The 21,575-nt window shown below is 34.7% G+C and carries 17 protein-coding genes, 2 tRNA genes, 1 riboswitch and 1 other annotated feature (1 of these 21 only partly in view); of the genes, 1 reads left to right on the top strand and 18 read right to left on the bottom strand.

Annotated elements, in window-relative coordinates; genetic code table 11:
* Positions 1-194: 194 nt before the first annotated feature.
* From KA856_RS00655 to KA856_RS00615, 9 genes are all read right to left on the bottom strand, one after another.
* The gene (locus KA856_RS00655; RefSeq protein ID WP_103211427.1) at positions 195-995 is read right to left on the bottom strand and encodes an MBL fold metallo-hydrolase; all 801 of its coding nucleotides are present in this window, start codon (positions 993-995) and stop codon (positions 195-197) included.
* Between the two features lie 444 nt (positions 996-1,439).
* Positions 1,440-2,222, bottom strand: a complete 783-nt coding sequence (locus KA856_RS00650) for a two-component system regulatory protein YycI (RefSeq protein ID WP_119537744.1) — start codon at positions 2,220-2,222, stop codon at positions 1,440-1,442.
* Entirely contained in the window at positions 2,223-3,563 is a 1,341-nt protein-coding gene (locus KA856_RS00645) for a YycH family regulatory protein (RefSeq protein WP_119537743.1), read from the bottom strand.
* On the bottom strand, positions 3,553-5,385 hold the full coding sequence (gene walK, locus KA856_RS00640) for a cell wall metabolism sensor histidine kinase WalK (RefSeq protein ID WP_119537742.1): 1,833 nt from the start codon (positions 5,383-5,385) through the stop codon (positions 3,553-3,555). The genes KA856_RS00645 and walK overlap by 11 nt, the downstream gene beginning before the upstream one ends.
* Positions 5,386-5,398: 13 nt before the next feature.
* Positions 5,399-6,100 carry a response regulator YycF gene (yycF, locus tag KA856_RS00635; protein WP_019468531.1) on the bottom strand — a complete coding sequence of 234 codons (702 nt, stop codon included), beginning with the start codon at positions 6,098-6,100 and terminating at the stop codon, positions 5,399-5,401.
* Between the two features lie 343 nt (positions 6,101-6,443).
* Positions 6,444-7,850, bottom strand: coding sequence for a DHA2 family efflux MFS transporter permease subunit (locus KA856_RS00630; protein WP_119537741.1), 1,407 nt, complete (start codon positions 7,848-7,850; stop codon positions 6,444-6,446).
* A 387-nt stretch (positions 7,851-8,237) separates the two neighbouring features.
* On the bottom strand, positions 8,238-8,687 hold the full coding sequence (locus tag KA856_RS00625; protein WP_192945678.1) for a MarR family winged helix-turn-helix transcriptional regulator: 450 nt from the start codon (positions 8,685-8,687) through the stop codon (positions 8,238-8,240).
* Positions 8,688-8,986: 299 nt separating this feature from the next.
* A tRNA-Asp gene (locus tag KA856_RS00620) sits at positions 8,987-9,059 on the bottom strand.
* Between the two features lie 6 nt (positions 9,060-9,065).
* Positions 9,066-9,140 (bottom strand) — tRNA-Glu (locus KA856_RS00615).
* 300 nt (positions 9,141-9,440) lie between these two features.
* Between KA856_RS00615 and KA856_RS00610 the strand changes: the two genes are divergently transcribed.
* The gene (locus KA856_RS00610) at positions 9,441-10,661 is read left to right on the top strand and encodes a macrolide family glycosyltransferase (protein ID WP_150821834.1); all 1,221 of its coding nucleotides are present in this window, start codon (positions 9,441-9,443) and stop codon (positions 10,659-10,661) included.
* A gap of 110 nt (positions 10,662-10,771) precedes the next feature.
* Here the strand turns inward: KA856_RS00610 and KA856_RS00605 are convergent, their stop codons facing one another.
* The 9 genes from KA856_RS00605 to serS all read right to left on the bottom strand — a co-directional run bounded on the left by KA856_RS00605 (position 10,772) and on the right by serS (position 21,421).
* Positions 10,772-12,055: an adenylosuccinate synthase gene (locus KA856_RS00605; protein WP_064264657.1), complete on the bottom strand. Its 1,284-nt coding sequence runs from the start codon at positions 12,053-12,055 to the stop codon at positions 10,772-10,774.
* Between the two features lie 293 nt (positions 12,056-12,348).
* On the bottom strand, positions 12,349-13,752 hold the full coding sequence (gene dnaB, locus KA856_RS00600) for a replicative DNA helicase (protein WP_019468526.1): 1,404 nt from the start codon (positions 13,750-13,752) through the stop codon (positions 12,349-12,351).
* A 30-nt stretch (positions 13,753-13,782) separates the two neighbouring features.
* Positions 13,783-14,229, bottom strand: a complete 447-nt coding sequence (gene rplI, locus KA856_RS00595; protein WP_019468525.1) for a 50S ribosomal protein L9 — start codon at positions 14,227-14,229, stop codon at positions 13,783-13,785.
* Positions 14,226-16,193: a DHH family phosphoesterase gene (locus KA856_RS00590; protein ID WP_107386092.1), complete on the bottom strand. Its 1,968-nt coding sequence runs from the start codon at positions 16,191-16,193 to the stop codon at positions 14,226-14,228. The genes rplI and KA856_RS00590 overlap by 4 nt, the downstream gene beginning before the upstream one ends.
* Before the next feature lie 14 nt (positions 16,194-16,207).
* Positions 16,208-17,134, bottom strand: coding sequence for a DUF2232 domain-containing protein (locus tag KA856_RS00585; protein ID WP_191904818.1), 927 nt, complete (start codon positions 17,132-17,134; stop codon positions 16,208-16,210).
* A gap of 276 nt (positions 17,135-17,410) precedes the next feature.
* Positions 17,411-18,379, bottom strand: coding sequence for a homoserine O-acetyltransferase MetX (gene metX / locus KA856_RS00580; protein WP_019468522.1), 969 nt, complete (start codon positions 18,377-18,379; stop codon positions 17,411-17,413).
* Between the two features lie 61 nt (positions 18,380-18,440).
* Positions 18,441-18,540: riboswitch (SAM riboswitch) on the bottom strand.
* Positions 18,541-18,667: 127 nt separating this feature from the next.
* On the bottom strand, positions 18,668-18,997 hold the full coding sequence (locus KA856_RS00575; protein ID WP_150821832.1) for an AzlD domain-containing protein: 330 nt from the start codon (positions 18,995-18,997) through the stop codon (positions 18,668-18,670).
* Positions 18,994-19,689 carry an AzlC family ABC transporter permease gene (locus KA856_RS00570; RefSeq protein WP_019468520.1) on the bottom strand — a complete coding sequence of 232 codons (696 nt, stop codon included), beginning with the start codon at positions 19,687-19,689 and terminating at the stop codon, positions 18,994-18,996. Before KA856_RS00570 ends, KA856_RS00575 begins: the two co-directional genes overlap by 4 nt.
* Before the next feature lie 442 nt (positions 19,690-20,131).
* The gene (serS, locus tag KA856_RS00565; RefSeq protein ID WP_210138360.1) at positions 20,132-21,421 is read right to left on the bottom strand and encodes a serine--tRNA ligase; all 1,290 of its coding nucleotides are present in this window, start codon (positions 21,419-21,421) and stop codon (positions 20,132-20,134) included.
* Between the two features lie 65 nt (positions 21,422-21,486).
* Positions 21,487-21,575: a binding site (T-box leader), on the bottom strand; it runs 102 nt beyond the window's last position.

The raw sequence follows: 21,575 nt of genomic DNA, 5'->3' as shown, positions 1-21,575 counted from the left end.
AGATTTACGTTTAGCCATCGTGTTAAAAATTACTCAATTTCACTTCATATTCCAACTACGCTTCGAATCATCTTCAGCAAATCCATCAAGATCCTCTAACTTTTCAAACAAGCCGTTTCAACAATAGTTTACAGTAGTCTTAGGTAGTGCATAAAAAAGCCCTAACCGCTTCAATGAAGGGCAAGGGCTGCTTATTATAGTGTATATATTGGTGTAGCTTGAGCTTTGTCTGTGTCGCAGAGGAGTACTTCTTTTTCTGTATCGATGTCGTGTTCGTTTAGGACTTGGCCAACACTCATACGAGCAAGGTCTTTCATGTTGTTATCTTGTGATAAGTGGGATAAGTAGATGCGTTTCGTACTGCCTGTAATGACGTCTGTCATGGCGAGCCCTGCATCTTCATTAGATACGTGTCCCATATCACTGAGGATACGTTGTTTTGTCTTCCATGGATAGCCACACATGCGAAGCATGTCAACGTCGTGATTACTTTCGAATACGAAAGCATCGCTGCCTTGAATCATGCCTTTCATGCGATCTGAAACGTAGCCTGTGTCTGTAAGTATCGTGAATTTTTTATAATTATTATGGAAGATATAAAACTGTGGATCTATGGCATCGTGAGACACGTTGAATGATTCAATATCAAAGCCTGCAATAGACTTAGTCTCGTATGGATTAAAAATGAATTTCTGATCCATTGGGATTTTACTATCTTTCTTTTCGATTGCCGACCATGTTTTTTCGTTTGCGTATATTGGCAATCCGTATTTACGTGCTAAGACACCAAGGCCTTTAATATGGTCGGAATGTTCATGTGTTACTAAAATGCCGTTTAAATGCTTAATTTGTTTGTCGATCTGACCAAACAGTTCTTCCATTTTCTTACCTGTCAGGCCTGCATCGACGAGAATACTACCTTTATCACTTTCTACATAAGTGGCGTTACCTGTACTACCACTCGCTAATACACTCATTCGTATCAAGCGATTCACCCTTTCTAATCGATAAACACTCGTTGCTTATAATTTGTATAGGCAGTCTACGGTTTATGTGACCTCAACATGCCCTCTGTCTAATTATTAAAGTTTTTATATCTGTTATCTGTTGAAACTGTTTTTTAAATTATGTACTTTTGAACTATCCCATGTGGTACATATTTATGTTTACATGCGTTCATCTTAAATCAACGCAGTTGGTTTATAACCTTTATTTAACAATAATCTATTTTAACATACTTTGAAGCTTAAATTGAATTTATTGTTTAATGTGGTATCTTGATTTTTAAAATACTGTGGCCTATGTACATAATAAAAGAGCGGTATCAAAATCAATGTTAATACTTTTGATTTCGTATATCCGCTCTCTTATTTTTATGATAAATCTTCAACACTCACTAAACGGTATGCTTGTGTGAAGTCATAAATGCTATGTCCGCACTATTCTTCAACAATTTTGGGACTGTCTGAAATAGCTTCGACGTAATATGTCTTGGATTCGTCTTTATGTTTTACTTTGATTTCCCAATTGGCTTCTAGTACTTGCACGTTAGGTTCTTTAACAACGGTATAATAGCCGAGTCGGACGTTGGTCACTTCATCGTTTCGTTTAAGGTAACGATTATAATAAAGTGCTTCTATCGCGCTTTTCGCAGTGTTTACTTGTTTCTTATCGTTGTTAGCACCTTCTGATGGCTCTATGGATTTCATAGCTGTTTGTCTGTAGCTTGATGCTTTACCATCGTCATTGATATTAAATTTGAGTTGTGCTTTACTATTATTCATGATTGGAAAGTCGTTATAAGTCTGTTCAAAAGTAACATTTTTATCGTCAATTTTACTCATTTCGTAATTTTGACCTTTAAAGATTTTATCTTTAACATACGATTTTAAATCTGTGTATTGATCGTTACCTACATCAATTGGATCATTGATTTCACCTTTGATTTTTTGACCGGCTTCTTCGCTTGTAATACTTGAACGTGCTTTTGCATAAGATGAAAAATCATTAGATCTTGCAGTGAGTAGTTGCATTTCTATATTTTTAACGCTTGGCAAATTTTCAGGAATTTCTATCTTTTCTTGTTTAAAATTCACTGCATTTTCGTCGGCGCTATCGTTAATATGAGATTTGTTGACTTTATCAATATAGATGATGATAAGGCTGATGTTCACTAGAATAAATACAAAAATAAATAATGTTTTCGTGTGTTTCCAGTTCATTTATTCTAGCCCCCCATCTTTGTATGCACGCCACTTATTATCGTACTCTACATACCAACATGGCTTAAACTCACTATTGCGCTGGATTTCTATATCTCCGTTGTCCTGTTTATCTTCCATGCGGTAACCAATGGTCATGTTTGTTACCTTTTCGAAATCTACTTCAGGATTATTGGCTAGTTCCGAACGGACAGTTTCAGCGCCTGGCAGGTTGACTTCTTTTTCGCCACTATCAATAGTTACATTCGCTTTTAATAACGTACGCGCATAGCTATAAATACCTTTATTGCCCCAAGAGACTTTCAATGTATTTAAATCGTCGTCGTTAAACGTTGGTCGTCCATTCAAGAACAATTGATAAGTCAGATCGCCACGTTTATCGTCCGTATGGAATAATCTGAAATCATCTGTAAAACCACCGTGATTATTGATGTATGCATAGGTGCTTGGAATGCTTTCTTGCATGTTCGTTGAACGGTTTTCATCTTCTAATAGATTTGTGTAGCGATATTTTTCGGTTTCATCGTTGTAGTTGGCCACTCCTGTATTATTGTTGTAAGTGACTGCACCGCTTCTTGAACTACGCACTACTACTGAATCGTTAAATAGTATTGAATTCATGGTATCTACACTAATGTGATTATAGATTGTATGGTAGGATTTTTGTCCTTTTGGTGACTTCGGCGCAAAGATATGTGTCGCTTTATCTATCGTATCTTTATTGGTAATAATTTCTGTGTATGGTTGCATATGCTTATGCTGGTTTTCCAATGCTTGTGTGAATTTATCTGTCTTCACCGTTGTGGTCATGCGTACAACATTATGTCTATCTTTACTAATCGCATAAAGTTTAATTTTGCCGTCTTGATTGTTATCTATTAACAGGCGATCAAATTTAAAGTTGTTGGGTACTTTGGCATTGATATTTAATACTTGTCCTAAATATGTAGCAAGTGGCATATCATAGGTAAAGTCCAATACTAAAAATTCATCGCTCAAGTCTGGAATAATTAAATTATGATTGCTGTGCATTTGTTCAGCGTGTAATACACGATGATTTTTTAAAGGTTTAATTATTTCTTCGACATTGCTGCGTGTTGCTTCCATACCTTCTGTGCTTTCACCTTTAGAGTGAATAACTTGGTATGGTGTGATCACTTGAGGCATTCCTTGTTTCAAAGGTTTACCGATTGTATTTGATTTCGCTTCTTTTTTACTATTGTCTTGTTTATCTACATTAGCCAAATCAGGTGAAAAGTTCCATGTCATATACGTCAAAATCGCACTCATGAGTACTAAAAGAAATAGGATAATAGATTTAATTAGTTCTTTACTCTGCATCCCAATCACCATCTTCTAGTACTTCACATGGAAGTGTAATAAAGATTGACGTACCTTGTCCTTCTACACTATTTGCCCAGATGCGACCGTTATGTGCTTCGACAATTTCTTTAGAAATGGCTAGTCCTAATCCTGTACCACCCATTTTTCGCGTCCGTGCTTTATCTACACGGTAGAAACGATCAAAGATTTTATCTACTTTATTGATAGGGATACCAATGCCGTTATCTTTGACGCGGATGGTCATACGATTATACAGTGAGTTTTGTTTCACGTGAAACTCAACACGTTTATCACCACGTGAATACTTCATTGCGTTGGTAATGACATTGTCAAACACTTGTGTCATCTTATCTGGATCAATTTCTGTAAAGATTGTTTGTTTTGGAATCTCACGTACAAATGTTGTATCCTTCGCTGACATTTCATGGCGATTAATAATTTTATTGATAAACATATTAAAGTCGACAATTTCTTTGGTAATCTGATCTGATTCGTTATCCATTTTTGATAATTGTAGTAAATCGTTTACGAGTCGAATCATACGTTCTGTTTCTTCACGTGTTACTGATAAGAATTGTGGCGCTAACGCATCATCTTTCCATGCACCGCTTTCTAATGCCTCGATATAACTATTCATGGATGTTAACGGCGTACGTAATTCATGTGAAACATTCGCCACGAATTCGCGACGTTCTTGTTCAACTTGTTGTTGTTCTGTTACGTCATGAAGTACGGCAATATAACCTGTAACGAAGCCAGTCTCTTGTACGATTGTACTAAAGTTTACACGAGCGATTATACCTTCACTTTCATTGATATCTAATAAGAAACTATCATTATTTTCTTGAATTTCATCTAATGAAAAATCTTCTTCTAATTTAAGCATATTTAACATGTAATGACCGATAATTTCTTCTTTCAACATGCCTAGCATCGTTAATGCCATATCGTTGACAATACGCACACGGCCACGACGATCGGTTGCGATAATACCATCACTCATATGCGTAATGACAGAGTCTAGACGTCGTTTTTCACTTTCAGTATTTGCTTGTGCTTCTTGTACACGTTTGGATAAATTATTAAAGGCTAGTGCAAGTTCACCAATTTCATCATTACCGTAAATTTTAACACGTTGCGTATAGTTACCTTTAGACATCTCAACGGTTTGGTTACGCATATCGGTAATTGGCTTTGTGATTGTGCGCGCAATAAAGAAACCTAGTATCACTGTAATTAATAGCGAGATGCCTGTCCCAACAATAAAGATCTGGTTGATGTTACTTAATTGGTTATATACATCGTTGATATCTGCTTCTATATAAACATCACCAATTGTGCCATCATCTGATGTCTTTACTGGTAAATTGTAGACCCACACACGTTGTTTTCCATTACCATAGTCTTTTAATACTGTATGGCTATTAATTTCTCCTAGAGATAGCGCTTTTTGTATGGAGCTGTCATTAGCTTTTTGATTTATTAGACTACGCGTAGACTGCTTTGAGGTAGCCATGATAATTTGATCTTTATCAATAAAACGAATTTCTTCTATTTCTTGTCTATTGGCATACTCATTCAATAAATTTTGAACTTCTTTTTGTGCATTGACTGAGTTGTCTTCGTCATAGACTTTTTCTATATTAATTTCTATTTGTTTCGCGTATTGCGAGATATTATTTTTAAATGTTTGTGTTAATTCTTTTTCTAGACTATTGGTAAAGTATAAACCGATAATCTGCATACCGATTACGATTAACAATACATAGACAATAACAAGTTTCGTGTGTAGAGATTGAAAATGTTTAAGCCACTTCATTTAATATTGTCCCCTAATCGTGTTGTTGGAGGAAGTATCCAACACCACGGCGTGTCACTATATATTCTGGGTGTGATGGATCGTCTTCAATTTTTTCACGTAAGCGACGAATCGTTACATCTACTGTACGTACATCACCAAAATAGTCATAGCCCCAAACAGTTTGTAATAAATGTTCACGTGTCATAACTTGACCCATGTGTTTAGATAAATAATGGAACAGTTCGAATTCACGGTGTGTTAATTCAATATCTGTACCACGTTTTTTAATAGAATATGCATCTGGATAGATAACAATATCTTTAATTGTAATTTCATTAGATGCATCGTTCACTTCTTGTGCTGGTTGTGAATAATGACGACGTAAGTTTGCTTTGACACGCGCAATTAATTCACGCGTGCTAAATGGTTTCGTCACGTAGTCATCGGCGCCCAGTTCAAGACCCAATACTTTATCGATTTCTGAGTCTTTTGCAGTTAACATAATTATTGGCATTTCATATTTTTTGCGTACTTCACGGCATACTTCCATGCCATCGCGACCAGGTAACATAATGTCTAATAAGACAATGTCTGGTTCTTCATCATATATTAAATCTACTGCATCATTGCCATCATATGCACAGAATACTTCATAACCTTCTTTTTTCAAGTTGAACTCTAAAATATCAGCAATTGGTTTTTCGTCATCTACTACCACAACTTTTCTAGCCATATTTATAAACCTCATTTCTAAATTGTAGTACGTTTACATATTTTTCTACACATTTCTCTATAATATAATTTACCATTTATAGCGTGCTAATTCTATTTTTCTAAACAAAAAAATAAATTGGTATATTGTAAAATTATAACATTTTTTACTATTAATAGGTTAATTATAGGTATATTAAGCCTACACAACATGATATCACTGTGCGACTATATTGCCCATAGTCTATAAAAAAGTGATACATATCTCAGCAAGGGTCATGTTATTTTGACTAAGGTATTTTGAGATACCTTACTCAAAATTTGAACATGATGTCGCTTATACTGGATATGCATCACTGATAATATTAAATATTTTTAGATTTTTTAACGAAGAGCGATAATATAAATCCGATAACTGTCAATATTACAATAAAGAAACAGGCATATTGGATACCATAAGACAGTACAACTTCTTGTTCTGCATTTGGATGACTTGCGCCAAAGTTACGCATTGCTGTGCTATAAATCGTAATGGCAATCGCAGTACCAGCTGAACCTGCTACTTGGATTAACGTTGTAATCGTTGCTGAACCATCAGCATAAAGGTGGTGCGGCAATTGATTTAAAGCGTTTGTCTGTGCTGGCATCATGACCATCGATATGCCAAAGAAAAGTACCATGAATGCCAAAATAATAGCCCAAACAGGTGTAGAAACTGAAATCATTAATGCAAACGTTAACGCTGCAATAAACATCAGTAAAAATCCGAAAATGCCAAAGTATCTAGCACCAAAACGATCAAATAAGGAACCAACAATCGGGGATAAGATTAAATTGATTGCATTACCTGGTAATAAAATTAAACCAGCAATAATCGAATTAAATAATAAAGCACCTTTTAAATATAGCGGCAACAATATACCCATAGATAGGATGCATAATATCGTAACGAAAACCATTGCAGCCCCTATGACAAACATTGGATATTTAAATACGTTTAAATTAAGCATCGGCGAATCAATCTTGAATTGTCGTACGATAAAGATAGCCAGTGCAACAATGCCGATCAATAACGGCAACCATACAATAGTACTTGTAAATGGTGCTTCAGCTAATGTGCTTAATGCAAAGATTAATCCCGCAAATCCTATTGTAGATAATGCAATAGAAATCATATCAATTTTAGGTTTGGTAATTTCTCCAACATTTTCTACTTTTGAAATTGCCATAAATAAAACGATAAGGTATAAAACCGCACTAATCCAAAAAATATAATGCCAGCTGGAAGCTGAGATAATGATACCTGACAGCGTTGGTCCAAGCGCAGGTCCAGCGGTAATCACTAGACCCATAATGCCCATCACGGCACCGCGTTTTTCTATTGGGAATATAAGCATCAATACTGTCACCATGATTGGTAGTAAAATACCTGTGCCAAGTGCTTGTACAATACGTCCTAATAATAAGAAACTAAAATTTGGCGCGAGCGCACCAATAATAACGCCTAATAGTGATAATACAATTCCTGTAATAATAAGTGGTTTCGTATTAAACCACTTGATTAAATAAGAAGAAGCAGGTACTAAACAAGCCATAACGAGTAAATATCCCGTCGTCAGCCATTGCACCACTGCAGCTGAAACTTGAAAATCAGCCATAATGTCTGTGAGCGCCATGTTTAACGCTGTTTCACTAAATAATCCCATAAATCCACCAATCATAAGTACAAGTGCGTACATGCTTGGGTTCTTTACTTTTACTTGCGTTGTCATTTTAAATACTCCTTTTTAATGGTTCCATGAAGTATAAGTATTATTAAGAGACCTAACATTGATATGTAATGCTGTCGCACGTGATAAACTTCGTACGCATTTACCTTTAAAATTAATCTCTTCGATCCATAACTTATCTCGATATACCATTCAAATTTGTTTTATATCATTGAGCATTTACAATATGAATTTTAAATGATAAACACATCTTTTCATTGATATGTATACGTTATTTGTTACTTCAAAGTAATGTCCTCGAACGATCAACTTCATTACTGTATCAAAATTTCTCTTTTATTGTCAACTAGGTTGACAATATTTAGTGCAAAATTAAAAGTATTGTAACCACTGCTTTTAAAATGGCACAATACTTCATGCTTGGATATTTTATTGTAAGTCTTCTAGTTGCCAGTCTTGATGTAAAATCGTTTTAAATAGCTGTAATTGCTCAGTTCCAATGACTTGTGCAATGTGTTTTTCAATGGATTGTTTATAAGTCATATACTGTTCAATGCATTCGATGCCGCTATCTGTTAATGACACACATTTCTCTTTTTTATTATGAACTAAGTTTTCAACTTTAACTAATTCTTTTTCTTCTAATTGTTTAATCGCTTTATGAATGGCTTGCCTTGTTAAATTAACCGATTGTGTTACTTCAACAAACGTCAGTTTACTTACGTATAATTTTGCCATGATATACCATTCTGAACTGGAGTTGTGGATCCCGTTCTTGTCATTTGCTTTGTTTTCAACAATATTCCTCAATGCACCGTGTCGTTCGCTAAGGACATCTAGCATATCTAAATTTTTCAATTCTGGATCTACAGTCATCATTGTTTCACCTCTTGTCTCACTCAATACATTTAGTTTAACCTTTTTTATTTTAATTGTATAAAAAAGTGTTATTGCAAAGCAGCATCGCATTTACAATGATACTTTTATGAACTGTGCTAATCTGCACTAACATGAAGCATTTAAATTAAGCATTCACATATCATCCGCTTGTTTCACAAACGAATGTGCACGCTTTAATGTTTATACATAAATAACTACTATCTTCAATAGAATGAAGTTTAAAATATATATCGTAGAAAATTGTACAAAAAAATGCCCATCCTATTGGATGGGCAATACGGTCTCGACGGGAATCGAACCCGCGATCTCCTGCGTGACAGGCAGGCGTGTTAACCGCTACACTACGAGACCTAAAAATGGTGACTCCTACGGGACTCGAACCCGTGTTACCGCCGTGAAAGGGCGGTGTCTTAACCGCTTGACCAAGGAGCCTCTCTTAAGCACAAGATAAATTATATCAACTCTCATTATGGTTGACAAGCTATTTTTTAAATTAATTTAGTATAATTTTCTATCATTAATGTATAAAGTAAGAAAATAATACTCGAAGCTGTCAAAACAGTATTTTATTTGCTTATTAACTCACTTTTGAGAGACATTGATGTACAATCACTACTATAATTATGTTCTTTTTCATTTTTATTTCAAAATGTAAATAATAAATACAAAATCTTTTTTGTTTTAAATTCATTTTGCTAAAATTATAATTAGTATAAATAAGGAGGCGCAATATTGGCAAAAATATTATTTGTTAATCCAGGTTCTGCTGGACATGTAAACCCAACAATTGCAGTTGTTAAAGCATTAGTTGATCGTGGCGAAGAAGTTGTTTATTACGCTAGCGATATGTATAAAGATAAATTGAAAGATACTGGCGCTGAAATTAGAACGCTACCTACAGAAGCGATTATGACAGCATTCACTGATCATGAAAATCATCATTTATTCAATGTTATCAATGGCTTATTAAAAACTGTAGATATCATTGTGCCACAAATTTTAAGAGAAACTGAAAATGAGCATTTTGATTATATGATTCATGATTCTATGTTTAGTTGTGGCTATATATTAGCCCAAAAATTAAATTTACCATCGATTTCATCTGTATCTTCATTTGCTCATACAAAGACATCTTTTGAAACATTTATTAATCATTTAACTTCTACTGTGAGCAATCAAGAAATTCAACACGCTGATGAAACCTTTAATCATTTAAAAGCCCATGTTGAATCAACATATGATGTAACCATTCCTTCTCGTTTTGAAGTTATGAATAACCCGGGAAATATTAATATCACTTATGTAATGAAAGGTTTCCAAATTGGTTATGACGCCTTTGATCCTGAATATTACAAGTTTGTTGGTCCTTCCATACTGGAACCTAAAGATTCTGGCTTTATGGACAACATTGATACCACACGACCAGTCGTCTATATTTCTCTTGGAACGGTATTTAATCAAAATATTGAATTTTTCAATCTCTGTTTTGAAGCATTTGCAAATATCGACGCTTCATTTGTTGTATCCATTGGTCATGATAATCAACTTGAAGATTTTAATGCGATACCATCTAATTTTACGGTTGCACATGTTGTTCCACAAACAGAGTTATTGCAACATACGTCACTCTTTTTAACACACGCGGGTATGAATAGTACGAATGAAGCGATGTTGATGGAAGTACCTATGTTAGCTTTTCCTCAAAGTGCAGATCAACCCGTTGTAGCTCGCCAAATCGAAAAACTACTTGTTGGTCGTCAGTTACAACTAGAAAATATAACGTCTCAAGAGTTAAAACAAATTGTCTTAGACATGTTAGATGATATACCGAACTATCAGCGTAATATTAGAAAAGTTAAATCTATACAATCTAGTAATAAAACAGGTTATCAGTTAGCAGTCGATCACATTCTAAATTTTCATGATCAATATATAACACATTCAAATATATAAATAAAAAACACCTTGTAAGATGGCCATATCAGGCTACATCAACAAGGTGTTTCTTTCATTTCAACATTTTACTTTTTAAATTTATAAATCAGTTTTTATAGGTAAATGGCTTACCATAATGATTTTAATAAGTTTGTTTGGTTACGATCTGGTCCTACAGAGAAGATTGAAATTTGAACGTCACACAATTCAGAGATACGTTCTAAATATCTACGTGCATTGTCTGGTAACTCATCTAATGAGCGACAACCTGTAACATCTTCTGTCCAACCAGGTAATGTTTCAAAGATTGGCTTACAACGTTGTAAGTCTTTTAAATTCGCTGGATATTCAGTGATTTCTTTACCGTCCAATTCATATGCCGTACAGATCTTCACTTCTTTAAGGCCTGTTAAGACATCGATAGAGTTGATTGATAAATCAGTAATACCACTCGCACGACGAGAGTGACGTAATACAACTGAATCGAACCAACCTACACGACGTGGACGTCCAGTAGTTGTACCGTACTCACGGCCAACTTCACGGATGTGGTGTCCATCATCATCAAATAGTTCTGTTGGGAATGGGCCATCACCGACACGTGATGTATAAGCTTTACATACGCCAATGACTTTAGATACGTATGTTGGACCAACACCACCACCGACAGTGACATTACCTGCAACTGGGTTACTTGACGTAACGAATGGGTATGTACCGTGGTCGATATCTAACATAACGCCTTGAGCACCTTCAAATAATACTTTTTCTTCTGCTACAAATGCATCGTCCAATACTTTTGCAGTATCCGTAACGAACTCTGCTAAACGTTGGCCTGCTGCGTAATAAGTTTCAAAGATTTCTTCAAATGAAGGACATGCTTTATCAAACATACCTTTGAAATATGCTGATTTGTATTCAATATTTTCTTTTAATAATTTTTCAAACGTTTCTTTATCTAATAAATCTGCAACACGAATACCAATACGTTGTGCTTTATCTACATAAGCTGGACCGATACCTTTTTTCGTAGTACCGATTTTATTATCTCCACGACGTTCTTCTTCATATTCATCTTGTTTAATATGATAAGGTAAAATAACTTGCGCACGGTTTGAAATACGTAAATTATCTGTTGAAATACCTCTTTCATTTAAAGCGTCTAATTCTTTTAATAGTGCTACTGGATCGACAACGACACCGTTACCAATGACTGCTAATTTTTCTTTATAGAAAATACCAGATGGTACTAAGTGCAATTTATATGTTTCGCCACCAAATTTAATTGTGTGGCCTGCATTATTACCGCCTGAAAAACGTGCAATAACATCTGCTTGTTCTGCTAAAAAGTCTGTGATTTTACCTTTACCTTCGTCTCCCCATTGTGTCCCAACAACTACGATTGATGACATATGAGCACCTCCAAGTTTTTCTCAATTAACCATTAAGTATTCTACCAATACCACACTAATAATGCAAACAAAAATCGAACATTGGTTTTTTACATTTTCTCGAATTTCATTAAATGTTTAAAAATGCAATCACACATCTTAAACATAGTGTCATCAAGGTTTTCAAAGCGATATCCATTTAATTACAACACATACTTCATTAAAAAAGAAAGAACCAAATGCAAACAAAAACCGTACGATAAATAAATAAATTTATAAATCATACGGAAAAAAATAAATTTTATTCTTTTTTCTTAACCCATGTCTGCATGTGCATAATCGATATCAGTAAATTTATTATACTGCTTCATAAAGTGTAATTTAACAGTCCCTGTTGGACCATTACGTTGCTTCGCTATTATAATTTCAATCTCACCATTATCATCATTTGTTTGTGGTTCAAAGTTCGTATCTCCATCATCATCGTCTTCATCTTCGCCACGATTATAGTAATCATCACGATATAAGAATGCGACGATATCAGCATCTTGCTCGATTGATCCTGATTCACGAATATCACTCATCATTGGTCGTTTGTCTTGACGTTGCTCTACACCACGTGACAACTGACTTAGTGCAATGACTGGACATTCCATTTCTCTAGCAATCGCTTTTAATGTACGAGAAATCTCTGATACTTCTTGTTGTCGGTTATCTGAGAATCTTGAACCACTACCTGAGATTAATTGCAGATAATCAATCACTACCATGTCTAAACCGTGTTCTTGTTTTAAACGACGGCATTTTGAGCGAATATCTGTAATTCGAATACCTGGTGTATCATCAATAAATATCTTTGTTCTAGATAATTTACCTACTGCAATTGTAAAGCGATTCCAGTCTTCTTCTGTCATCATACCCGTTCTTAAACGGTTCGAATCTACGTTACCAGAACTACAAATCATACGTGTTGCTAGTTGATCAGCACCCATTTCTAGCGAGAATATACCGACTGAGAAATGGTCTTCATGTGTAGCAACTTTTTGTGCAATATTAAGTGCGAAGGCAGTCTTACCTACTGATGGTCTGGCAGCCAGAATGATTAGATCATTACGGTTAAAACCCGCGGTCATCTGATCTAGATCTCGATAACCAGTTGGGATACCAGGTGTTTGACCACTATTTTGATCAAGTAATTCTGCATTCTCATACACTTCTCCAAGCACATCTCTAATATCTTTAAATCCATCGCTTTCACGTGTAGATGACAATTCTAATATTCGACGTTCTGCATCGTTCAATATTGTATCTAATTCTAATTCATCATTATAACCATCGTTAGCAATGCTATCGGCAGTTTGTATCAACTTACGTTTTGTCGCATGCTTAAATACGATATCTGTATAATATTGAATATTTCGAGTTGTCGGTACATTACTAGATAATTCTGCTAGATATTGTGGGCCACCCGCTTCATTCAGTCGTCCTTCATACGACAGTTGATCCATAATTGTAACCACGTCAATATCTTTATTATCTTCGTTGAGGTTCATCATGGCTCTAAAGATGTGTTGATGCGCGCCTCTATAAAAGGACTCAGGAAGTAAGACTTCCTGAGTTCTATTTATCAATTCCGGATCTATGATAATGGCACCTAAGACAGATTGTTCAGCCTCATTACTGTGGGGCATTTGATTTTGTTCATACATTCCATCCATTATGATTACACCTCATATCTCAATCCGTTTTTATTGTTCAACTGTGTGTACACGAATTGTACCTTCTACTTCTTTATCTAATTTAACTGGTACATTTGTGTAACCCAATGCATGTATACCGTTTGGTAAATCCATTTTACGCTTGTCTATTTTAATATCATGTTGTTGTTGTAATGCTTGCGCGATTTGTTTTGTACTAACTGAACCGAATAATTTTCCAGCATCACCTGTTTTAGCAGATACTTCAACTTCAATATGACTTAATGTTTCTTTTAATTTTTTAGCATCTTCAATTTCTTGTTGGCGTTCCGCTTCTGCAGCTTCATTTTTCTTTTCAAGCTGTTTTAAATTACCTGGTGTAGCTTCTACTGCATAATTTTTCTTCAATAAGAAATTGTTTGCATAGCCTACAGGTACATCTTTAACTTCGCCTTTTTTACCTTTACCTTTAACATCTTGTGTGAATATTACTTTCATGAATTTTCACTCCTACTCATTTGTTCTGTTATAGCTTGTTGTAATTGTTCTATTGCTTCATCAACAGTGACATCTTTTAATTGTGTAGCTGCATTAGTTAAATGACCACCGCCACCAAGTGCTTCCATTGTCAATTGAACGTTAACTGCACCGAGTGATCGGGCAGACATACCGACTAGATTATCTTCTCTTCTAGCAACTACATACGAAGCTTCTACACCATCTAAACTTAACAGTTCATCAGCTGCTTGTGCAACTGTTACAGGATGATAGATTTTTTCGTTCGAACCATGTGCAATTGCGACACCGTTCTCTTGTAGTTTCACTGTTTGGATTAATTCAGTACGATTAATGTACGTATCTAAATCATCTTTCAAGAAATGCTGCGTTAATATTGTATCTGCACCATGTGCACGTAAATAACTTGCCGCATCAAATGTTCTTGAACCTGTACGTAATGTGAAATTACGTGTATCTACAATAATACCTGCAAACATAATTGTCGACTCTAAACGTGTTAATCGTTGTTCTGTTGGTTGGTATTCTAGCAATTCAGTCACTAGCTCTGCAGTTGAACTTGCATATGGTTCCATATAAACAAGTAATGGACTAGAGATAAAGCTTTCACCACGTCTATGATGATCGATCACAACTTTACGATTTGCCTTGTTTAATATATTTTCGTCGATAACCATTTCAGGTTTATGTGTATCTACAATTACTAAAGTTGTCTTAGACGTCATGACATCCCATGCTTCATCAGATGTGATAAAACGCTCTTTTAGTTCAGGCTTTTCATCGACTGCATTCATCACACGACGCAGCGTCGGATCAATATCTGAATCATTTAACACAATATAAGCATCTAAATTGTTCATCATGGCGAACCTTGAGACACCAATGGCTGCGCCTATAGCATCTAAGTCTGGACGCGTATGTCCCATAATGATGACTTTGTCGCCTTCCATTAAAATATCTTTTAAGGCATGAGAGATAACACGCGCTCTTACACGTGTACGTTTTTCCATAGGGTCAGTCTTACCGCCATAGAAACGCACATTTCCGTTCATATGCTTAATTGCAACTTGGTCACCACCACGACCTAGTGCTAAATCAAGTCCAGATTGAGATAATTCACCTAAATCGATTAAGTTCTCTGAACCTTCACCTACACCAATACTTAATGTCAATTGCGCACGGTAACCCACACTTTTTTCACGTAATTGACTCAGTATACTAAAATTAGATGCTTCGATTTCATTTAGAATGCGTTGGTTTAAATAAGCAACAAATTGATCTGAACTATAACGTTTGAAATAAATGTCATATTCAGTTGCCCATCTACTTATGACGCGGGTAACCATAGAGTTAATTTCTGAACGTTGTGTATCATTCATATTTTGCGTAATTTCATCATAGTTATCTAAAAACAGTGTTGCAATAATTGGTTTAGATGCTTCATATAACTCTTGTGTATGTATTTCTTCAGTAATGTCGAAGAAATACAATACATGTTCTTTTTCTGAATATCTTACACGATAGTGATATTCATTTTCTTGAATTTCCACTTCTTGTGTTTTTTCTAACTGTTTTAATATATTAGGATATACTTCATTGACTGGATCAGAAATGACATTTCGATCTAGACGATCCGACATAAATTGGTTCATCCACTCTATGTTTTCATTTTCATCTAAGATAATCATCCCAATAGGTAACCTTTTAATAGCAGTATTACTGCTTGCTGAGATTTTTCCACTCAGATTATCTACATAGTTATCCAATTTTTGTAAAGCTTGTCTTACCATCAATACTGTCCCTACAATTATGATAAGTAATACAACAGTAGCTATACCTGCAATCAATTGGTTAAAAATAAACCAAACGACGACAAGCGCTATCGCTGTAAGCACCATAATAATAAATGGTAAAATCAACGCTTTTTTAGTGGATTGACGGTTCATTTTTCCACCTCAAATCATTTTTTAATGATACGTTTTAAATTGATACATAAATCTACAAATCCCAGGAGACTCACAATATGTGTTAATGGCATTAAAATTGTCCCTATCACCATTAATATCACAGTAAGTGCTGGCGGCATTGATTTCGCTTTTCCGAAAAAGTGAATCACACTTAACCCCTGAATGTACATACATAATGATAACACAATTTCAAAGTTTAAGACGATCGTTTGAAACGCACTTGGTTGCGTTGAAAACATAACACAAATTAATACAATAACATACATCCATAAGATAGAACGCTTCATTTGCCAAGCATATAATGGTTTAAATATGGGTGTAGCGATTTTGAATTTACGCAAGATTGGAAAAGTGATAATTAAATTGATTAATATAAGTAGAAATACGCCAACAATCATATAACTTGGTAGTTGCACTGCTGATTGGCGGAAAGCCTCTTCAAACATTTGTTTATAATCCGCGTTGACTGAAGCGCTAGAAATTATGTTATACATCTGTTCTTTAATCGGTTTGATTAATGATGCAGCACTTGGTATTTTTTTAAATGCTTGTAACACCATAAATGCAATTAATGCAATGATACTAATAAACGTTGTTGTTATATAAAGTATACGTTCTTTTGATGTACGTTCTTTTAATAATTGACCCACTACAACACTCACTACGAACAAGAGGATCATGATACTTAACACGAATATATTACCTAATAACGTAGTTAGCACAACTGTAATGACTGCTGTTAAGCCAAAAGATTCTACAGATTTATGCCATAAAATAATACCTGGAATTGTTGCAAATAAACTCAACACGAGTCCAAGTAGCGGTAATATATGTAAAGCTAAAGCTACTATAATTAACGTGATTACACTAAGTATAGTGGCTTTAGTATGTATTTTAGAAAACAAATTCGCCACTCCTATACAATTTTTGTCTATGTTTATTATTTTAACCTCTTTAAAACTTTTATACAATTATTGACAATTCTTTTTGTCAGAAGTTCAATATCAGCGACAAAATCTGAAAATGAGCACCTTTTTAAATTACATCTCCTCGTTAACGCCAACTTCAAATTTCACATTTTACTCACCATAAAAATAAGACATCATAGGAACACAGTTATTTCCACTTTCATTTAAGTATAAAATAACTATCCCAGACGTCTTATAATACAAAATGAACTAAAATGTAGCATATCGTCATTTTCTTTTGAACTTAGAAACTTTTAAAAAGTGATACAAATTGGGTGCCCAATCATTAAAGTTCAGTAAGAAACCATCATGTCCTACATTATCTGGCACAAAGCAATGCTTATGATATTTAAATCGTGCACCTGTAGCATATACTAAATCGTCTGGATATAATAAATCATCCGTAAAACCCATAGTCATAACTTTAGTATCTAGACGTCCAAACACTTCATCTACATCAGTACGATCTCTATCTATATCATGGCTATCTAAGACGTCTAGCAGGGTTAAATAACTCAATGGATCAAAGTGCTTTTTGAACTTATTTCCCTGATGCTTCTGGTAGTTTACAACTTGGTCTGGTGTAAATCGTCTATCGTAACTTTTAGAAGAACGATACGTTAAGAAACCAAGTTGTCTTGCAATACTCATACCTTCACCATGATCTAATCGAATCGCCTGTCTCGCAATTTCATTAAATGCGCGACTATATGAGGAAGTCTTGTCTGTTGCAGCTAAAATGACTGCTTTATCTACTTCAAATTTATGATTATACAATAATTCCAGCGCTTGCATACCTCCTAAAGACCCACCGATTAAAATACTAATTCGATCAAACCCTAATGTTTGAATACCTAATTCTATTGCATTGACAATATCACGCAATGTTAAATGCGTGGGGAAGTCAGCATCTGTAAGTGGCGAACTCGAGCCATATGGACTACCTATCACGTTGAATGTTAAAAATTGATAATCATGTATTGGCATGTACCCTCCATCTATAATCTCTCGCCACCAACCAGGATTGTCATCCGTCCCGTATGTCAAATGATTACCTGTCAGCGCATGGCATACAAGTACAAGTGGCTGCCCTTCATATCCAACATGTTCATAACGTAATTTTAAATTTAAGATCGTTTCACCTGATTCAGTTGTAAATGGTCCCAATTCTAATGTATCAACCGTATAATTTGTCATCATTTACCTCCTACTTAGTAAAAAAACTTCCTACCTATTTATAATAAGTAAGAAGTTACAATACTTATTATTCGAGCGAATCGTTGGTATTAGCACCGTGCTTCTAAAGTCGGTTGCTGAAGCTTCATTGGGCCAAGTCCCTCTGCTTCTCGAAATAAGATTTAATTTTAATTGTAAAAAGCTGTGTATAAATCAAACATCTATTTTAACAAGTATTCCTTTAAAATTATCAAAATTTTCTAATTATTGCTATTCTAACGGATAATGTGAACCACTTCAATAATATATTTAAAATATCCATCTTAAAACTGCCATTATTAAAATACCACTGACAATCGTAATCGTTAAACTCCGTGTAATAATGGCAATGATTATTGTTAGAAGCATCGTCACTAAAAACGGTAAATTAATACTATACACCATTGAACCTTCATGTTGTTCTAGGACGCCGTCTACAATCAATGCCGTAAATAATGTAATAGGAATGAAGGAAAGCCACTTTACAACTGTCTCAGATAGTTTAATTTTTGTAATTAATATAAACGGTATAATTCGTGTTAACCAAGTGACCACACCACATAAAACAATGATTAATAGCATATGTAAGGTCGTTGTCATTTATCGATCACCACCCCTAACCCCGCAGTAATTGTCGAAGCTAAGATAATTGCTACATATGAAGGCATAAAGAAACTTAAAATGAGCATTAATATGATCACACAAACAATTAATACTAAATATGTTTTAAATTGTGATTGCTTAATAGCATCAAATTGGGAAACAGCTAAGAATATAAACATTGCAGTAATAGCAAAATCTAACCCAAATGCATCTGGGTTTGTTATGTATTTACCAAAAACAGCACCAACAACACTTGCAAATGTCCAAAATAAATAAGCTGTGATATTTAATCCATGCAGCCATCGATCATTGATTTTTTCACCTTTTAGATGTGGTGTAATAGCGACACCAAATGTTTCATCTGTAATCAAAGAAGACATACCTATACGGTTCCAAAACCCATATCCTTTATAACTTGGCGCTAAGGTCATACTTAATAAAAACATCCTAGAATTTACAATAAATGTCGTTAATACAATTGCAGAAATTGGAGTTCCAGCAATGACTAACGCACAAATAATGAATTGTGCCGCGCCAGCATAGACAAGTAAGCATAATAAAATGATTTCAATCAAATTGAAACCTGAAGCAACTGCAACAATACCAAATGAAAGACCAACACCAGCATAACCTAACAAAGTCGGTACACATTCTTTTACACCTTGCTTAAAAGTTAAATGTGTTGCCATCATGCCACCTCCCACACATTTTATAAAAATAATAGAATTAGTTTAATACAAACTGAAATATACATTCAATGTTTTTAGACCGACGTATGTATAACCTAAGGCTTACGTTTGTCTAAAAATACTGTTATTATAGTATTTTAAATTCTAGAATATTGTGTTATTATTTTAGACTTACCTCTCATTTTTTGAATAAAATAAGGCCTTCAATAAATGAGATAACCTACAAAACGAGATATTTAACACCTCCCCTACCCTTTCTTTACTTTAAAAGTATTTAAGGTATTTAGAAGATCAGAAGGATCATTGTTCATATAAAATGAGAGGTTGAGACATCCATTTGTCTCAACCTCTATTTGCATTTCATCATTTTGTAGCATCTATTTTGAAAGTTCAACACTTGAGCTAACTCAAATACCGCTGATGATATTCATTACAACTAATCTTATTTTTCTTTAACTGGGTGAATCACTGTTTTACCACCCATATATGGTACTAATGCATCTGGAATAGTAACTGAACCATCTTCATTTTGATAGTTTTCTACGATTGCAGCAAACGTACGTCCTACTGCTAAACCACTACCATTCAATGTGTGCACTAATTCTGGTTTTGCTGTTTTATCACGTTTAAAACGAATGTTAGAACGACGTGCTTGGAAATCAGTAATATTTGAGCAAGAGCTAATTTCTTTGTACTCATTATAGCTTGGTAACCAAACTTCTAAGTCATAAGTTTTACTTGAGCCAAAGCCTATGTCACCTGTACATAAAATAACTCTACGATACGGTAAGCCTAACTCTTCTAAAATTGCTTCTGCATGTTCTGTCATTTCTTCTAATGCTTGCCAAGAGTCTTCTGGTTTTTCAAAACGTACCATCTCTACTTTATCGAATTGGTGTAAACGGATTAACCCTCTTGTATCTCTACCAGCTGAACCCGCTTCACTACGATAACACGCTGATTGCGCTGTGAATTTAGCAGGAAAGACATCCGGACCAATAATTTCATTACGATAATAATTCGTTAATGGTACTTCTGCCGTTGGTATTGTATATAATCCTTCTTTTTCAATTTTGAATAAATCTTCTTCAAATTTTGGTAATTGTCCAGTACCGTACATTGAATCAGCATTTACTAATTGTGGTACCATCATTTCTGTGTAACCATGTTGCGTCGTATGTTTCGTGACCATATAGTTCATTAATGCTCTTTCTAACTGTGCACCTTCGCCAGTTAAGAACACAAATCTTGCACCAGAAACTTTTGCACCGCGTTCAAAATTAGCCATTTGTAATGACTCTACTAAATCCCAGTGTGCTTTTTCATCAAAATCAAATTTTCTTGGTGTACCCCAACGCTTTAATTCTACATTCTCTTCATCAGAATCACCCACAGGCACATCATCATGAATTGTATTTGGAATACGAGATAATAAGTCTTCTAGCTCTTTATCCACATTATTTAAATCATTATCTAACAGTTTGATGTCGTCACCTAATTTTCTCATTTCCGCAATAACATCATCTGCATTTTCTTTATTGCGTTTTTTTTCCGCAATTTCACCGCTCACTTTGTTACGTTCAGCTTTCATTTCCTCAGCTTTACGAATTAATTCACGGCGCTTGTCATCAAGTGATAATACATCATCTACTACTTTTGTATCCATACCACGTTTTGCAACTTTGTCTTTTAAAAACTCTGGGTCATTACGAAATAGTTTAATGTCTAACATGTCATTTTCCATCCTTTCAATTTCTATTTTTTAAGAATAGAACACAAAAAAGACCACATCCCTGCACAAGGGACGTGGTCTTTACGCGTTGCCACCCTATTTAACAGCCAAAAGAGACTGCACTTTCACCAAAATAACGGTTAAACCCGATTGT

This window comes from Staphylococcus sp. GDB9P120P (assembly GCF_017893435.1).
In the GTDB taxonomy this organism is placed as follows: domain Bacteria; phylum Bacillota; class Bacilli; order Staphylococcales; family Staphylococcaceae; genus Staphylococcus; species Staphylococcus cohnii.
This window is presented reverse-complemented; position numbering and strand designations above follow the sequence as displayed.

Coding starts and splice junctions, on each gene's coding strand:
- metX (WP_019468522.1), bottom strand. CDS start 18,379: ATGACAAATTATACGGTTGATACATTAGAATTGGGACCATTTACAACT.
- KA856_RS00605 (WP_064264657.1), bottom strand. CDS start 12,055: ATGTCATCAATCGTAGTTGTTGGGACACAATGGGGAGACGAAGGTAAA.
- rplI (WP_019468525.1), bottom strand. CDS start 14,229: ATGAAAGTAATATTCACACAAGATGTTAAAGGTAAAGGTAAAAAAGGC.
- KA856_RS00570 (WP_019468520.1), bottom strand. CDS start 19,689: ATGGCAACACATTTAACTTTTAAGCAAGGTGTAAAAGAATGTGTACCG.
- KA856_RS00645 (WP_119537743.1), bottom strand. CDS start 3,563: ATGCAGAGTAAAGAACTAATTAAATCTATTATCCTATTTCTTTTAGTA.
- KA856_RS00625 (WP_192945678.1), bottom strand. CDS start 8,687: ATGATGACTGTAGATCCAGAATTGAAAAATTTAGATATGCTAGATGTC.
- KA856_RS00575 (WP_150821832.1), bottom strand. CDS start 18,997: ATGACAACGACCTTACATATGCTATTAATCATTGTTTTATGTGGTGTG.
- serS (WP_210138360.1), bottom strand. CDS start 21,421: ATGTTAGACATTAAACTATTTCGTAATGACCCAGAGTTTTTAAAAGAC.
- yycF (WP_019468531.1), bottom strand. CDS start 6,100: ATGGCTAGAAAAGTTGTGGTAGTAGATGACGAAAAACCAATTGCTGAT.
- KA856_RS00590 (WP_107386092.1), bottom strand. CDS start 16,193: ATGAACCGTCAATCCACTAAAAAAGCGTTGATTTTACCATTTATTATT.
- KA856_RS00650 (WP_119537744.1), bottom strand. CDS start 2,222: ATGAACTGGAAACACACGAAAACATTATTTATTTTTGTATTTATTCTA.
- dnaB (WP_019468526.1), bottom strand. CDS start 13,752: ATGGATGGAATGTATGAACAAAATCAAATGCCCCACAGTAATGAGGCT.
- KA856_RS00630 (WP_119537741.1), bottom strand. CDS start 7,850: ATGACAACGCAAGTAAAAGTAAAGAACCCAAGCATGTACGCACTTGTA.
- walK (WP_119537742.1), bottom strand. CDS start 5,385: ATGAAGTGGCTTAAACATTTTCAATCTCTACACACGAAACTTGTTATT.